The 3,659-nt window shown below is 69.7% G+C and carries 3 protein-coding genes; all 3 read left to right on the plus strand.

Features of this window, described 5'->3' with window-relative positions; all coding sequences use genetic code 11:
• Window positions 1-550, plus strand: a 550-nt coding sequence (tagF, locus tag WC493_RS22175) for a type VI secretion system-associated protein TagF (protein WP_373068628.1), incomplete at its 5' end; no start/stop codon positions are given.
• A gap of 17 nt (window positions 551-567) precedes the next feature.
• Window positions 568-1,362 carry a PP2C family serine/threonine-protein phosphatase gene (locus WC493_RS22180; RefSeq protein ID WP_373068630.1) on the plus strand — a complete coding sequence of 265 codons (795 nt, stop codon included), beginning with the start codon at window positions 568-570 and terminating at the stop codon, window positions 1,360-1,362.
• A gap of 79 nt (window positions 1,363-1,441) precedes the next feature.
• On the plus strand, window positions 1,442-3,301 hold the full coding sequence (locus WC493_RS22185; RefSeq protein ID WP_373068632.1) for a protein kinase: 1,860 nt from the start codon (window positions 1,442-1,444) through the stop codon (window positions 3,299-3,301).
• Window positions 3,302-3,659 lie beyond the last annotated feature (358 nt).

The following is a 3,659-nucleotide window of genomic DNA, read 5'->3' on the forward strand; positions in this document are numbered from 1 at the left end:
CGGCTGGCTGGCAGCCACGATGATCGAAGCGCGAGGCCTGCTCGGCGAGGCTTGGGAGGAGCTCTACTGCGCGGCGCCGATCTGGCGTTTCTGGCTGGGCGACGGTGTCGTGGCGGGGGGCGCGATCGGCCTGATGATGCCGTCGGTCGACGGTGTCGGGCGGTATTTTCCGCTCTGCCTCTTCGCCTGGGGCGCCGAGGGCGGATTGGAAGGTCCCGAGCGCTGCGCCTATGACGGCTGGTTCTCGGCGGCCGAGGACTTCGTCCTTGCGGCATTGGACGAGAAGGCTGCGCTGGTGGCCACCGTCGAGCAGTTCGACCGGCTGCCGGTGCCCCGCACCCTGGTCGGCGACGCCCGTGGGGCGATCAGGACCACCGGCCTGTCGGGCAGCGCCATCGCCATATCGCTGGCCCCCGGCGACCGGCGTTCAGAATCGGTCTGGTGGACCGTCGGCGGCGGCCACCATCGGCCGCAGGCGTTCGCCGTACCGGGGTTGCCCGCCGGATCCGCCTTCGCGGGCATGGTGGCGGCTTCCCCCGGCGGCGCCTGACAGGGGGAGCCTCGGCAATGGCGGACGCGTGGCAGTTTCAGAGTTCGGCCGTCACCCATCGGGGCATGGTCCGGGAAGAGAACGAGGACGCCTATCTGGTGATGGACGATGTCGGCCTGTGGTTGGTGGCCGACGGAGTCGGCGGTCACGACGCCGGGCGCATGGCCAGCAACACACTGGTCGAACTCGTGCGCACGATCGGCCGGCCTGCCGGCGCGATGGATTTGATGGCGCGCCTGGAACACCGGCTCGTCGAGGCCAACCGAGTCTTGCGTGACAGGGCAGCGGCCAACGGCTGGCAGGGCTGCGCCACGACGGTCGTCGTCTTGCTGGTGGCCGATGGGGCCATGGCTTGTGTCTGGAGCGGCGACAGCCGGCTCTATCGCCTGCGCGAGGGGCGCCTGATCCAGGTCTCGCACGACCACAGCGAAGTGCAGGCGTTGCTGGATGCCGGTGTCCTGACGGCCGAGACGGCGCGTGACTGGCCGCGAGGCAATGTCATCACGCGGGCGATCGGTCCGGACGAGGAGCCGGACCTCGACGTGGTGCAGGACGACCTCCTCGATGGCGACGTCTTCGTGCTCTGTTCGGATGGGCTGACCCGGCATCTGTCGGACCGCGAGATCGAGGCGCTGGCAGCGCTGCCGTCGACCCAGGAGGCCTGTAACGCCCTGGTCGCCGAAGCGCTGGCCCGGGGCGGCGAGGACAATGTCACCGTCGTGGTGGTCCGCTGCCGGGCGGAGCAAGTGCCGCTGTCGCCCGAGGGGACGGGCAGGGGCCTGCTCGCCCTGCCCGCCGGCCAGCCGGGCTAGGGCCGCGGGCGGCAGGGCGATGCCAATGTCGGACGGACGGCGAAAGGGTCCCGGGCCCCGGGCGATCGGACCGGGGGCCTTGCTCAACGGGGATTACCGCCTGGAAGCCCTGCTCGATTCAGGGGGAATGGGCCATGTCTATCGCGCCCGAAACGTCCACGCCATGGTGCCGGCGGCGATCAAGGTCATCGATCCGCGACGCACGCAGGACGAAGGCGCCAGAGCCAAGTTCTTGGCCGAGGCCGCAGCACTCGCCGGGTTGCAGCACGAAGCCATCGTCCGTTATCAGACGCTGAGCTATTCGGAAGAATACGACTGCTATTTTCTGGTGATGGAACTGCTCGAGGGCGAGCCCCTCGACCGATACCTTGAGCGCCATCACCGCCTCGACCTGCCCGACATGCGCCAGTTCAAGCGCCGGGTCGCCCTCGGTCTTCACGCCGCCCACGAGAAGGGGGTGATTCATCGCGACGTGTCGCCCGACAATATCTTTCTGGTGGGCGGCCGGGTGGACGGCGCAAAGATCATCGATTTCGGCATCGCCCTGGGCGAACGCGCGGTCGACGACGCGGCGGACGGCGGCTTCATCGGCAAATTGGATTTCGCCTCGCCGGAACAACTCGATTCGGCGGCTCGCAAGATCGACCGACGCTCGGACATCTACAGTTTGGGGCTCGTCTTCTACGCCGCTCTGGCCGGCAAGCCGCTCGAAATGGGCGGGGCCAGCGGGGACATCGACGAAGCCCGGGCGTTGCGCGACGCGGTCCCGGATCTCTCCCCCGTCGACCCGGCCTATCGCCCCCTGATCGCCTGGATGCTGCAACCGGACGCTGGCGAACGGCCCGAGACCATGCGCGTGGTCGCGGAATGGGAACCCGGGCGGTCGGGCAGGGACGGGCGCCGTTCCTTCTGGCGCCGGCGGACCGAGGGCGGCGCCGGGTCCGAAGGAGGGAAGGGGGGCACCTACCTGGCGTGGGCCGGCGGGGCGATCTTGCTCGCGGGGGCTGCGGCGACGACGGCCGCGACGTTCTGGGATTTTGGCACGGTGCCGCTCCCGCGTCCGGCCGATCCGGGAAGCGGCGACATTTTGGCATCGGAAGAAGCGGCAGAACGCAGGCGCCTGCTGGAAGACGGACGCGGGGCGGATGGCGTCAAGCCGCAGCCTGCGCAGCCACCCGTCGCCGAACAGACCATCCCGCGCCCGACAGGGAGCACCGAACCGGGCCGCACGCCGACCGGGGCCGAAACTTCGGCCGGTAGCGAAACCGTGCAGGAGACGCCGGTTCCGCAGAACACACCGTCCGGCGCCGGGGGGCGGGAGGCAGCCGTAGCGGGCGCCCCTGCTGCCGCGGGGGCGGGCGAGGTGTCCGGGGACCGGGACAGGCCGGCACTGGATATGCCGGTACCGGAGATCGGGACCGGGGCGGGCGCGTTGCTGCCGGAGCCGGCAGGGGCCGAGCCGGCAGGGAGCAAGGTGGTTGCCTTGATCGACGTGCCGCCGGCGCCGTCGACGGCGCCTCCCGCCCCGCCCGAACCGCCGGTCGAGAGCCTGGCGAAACGCATCCAGACACGGCTGAAGCAGTTGGGCTGTTACAGGGGGCCGATCGACGGCAATTTCGGTCCGGGGAGCCGTGCCTCGGTCGACGCATTCTATCGGGCGGCGGGTGTCCATGACATCGGCACGGACCCGTCCGACGATTTGCTCGCCCTGCTGATGGCGCAGCCCACCAGCATCGTCTGCAAGCCCAGGCCGAGTCCCGTCGGGCCGCCACCCCAGGTCGCGCCCGGAACTGCACCGCCCGCCGTTTCCCCGTCCGTGCCGACACCTCCGACTGAGATCAGGGTCATCCAGGAGGCGCCGGCCGCACCGCCGTCGCCACCGGCCCCATCCCCGCCACCGCCGCCCGCAATGCCGGATTTCCTGCCTCCGAGTCAGTAGAGGGGGATGAACGACCCTGCGCGAGCGCCCGGGGTCGTCCCGCCGGCCGATCGTGGCTTCGGATTGAGCGGTCGCCCGGCCCGGCAGCCAGCGGTCTGGTCGAATGTGGTCATAACGAAGCCTTAAGGTTGTGGTCGATCCGATATTGTGTTGACTGGGGATAACTCGTGTAGATAGCGTCCATAAAGTTGTGAAGCGCTTGGCGGGAAGCGTCGGCGATAACCGGGGGTTGGTGGAAATGGGCGTGTCTATCCGTCGGGACGGCAAGGGCGCCGTCCTGGGTCATCTGCTGTCGACGACCATTATCGCGGGCGGGGCCATCGCCGTGACCTGCGCGATGGGAATGGTGCAAGGGGCC

Origin of the sequence: Zavarzinia sp., assembly GCF_041650655.1 — a bacterium.
GTDB lineage: Bacteria > Pseudomonadota > Alphaproteobacteria > Zavarziniales > Zavarziniaceae > Zavarzinia.

Excerpts from the sequence above, each read along its gene's own strand:
- WC493_RS22180 (WP_373068630.1), top strand. The coding sequence starts at position 568 with ATGGCGGACGCGTGGCAGTTTCAGAGTTCGGCCGTCACCCATCGGGGC.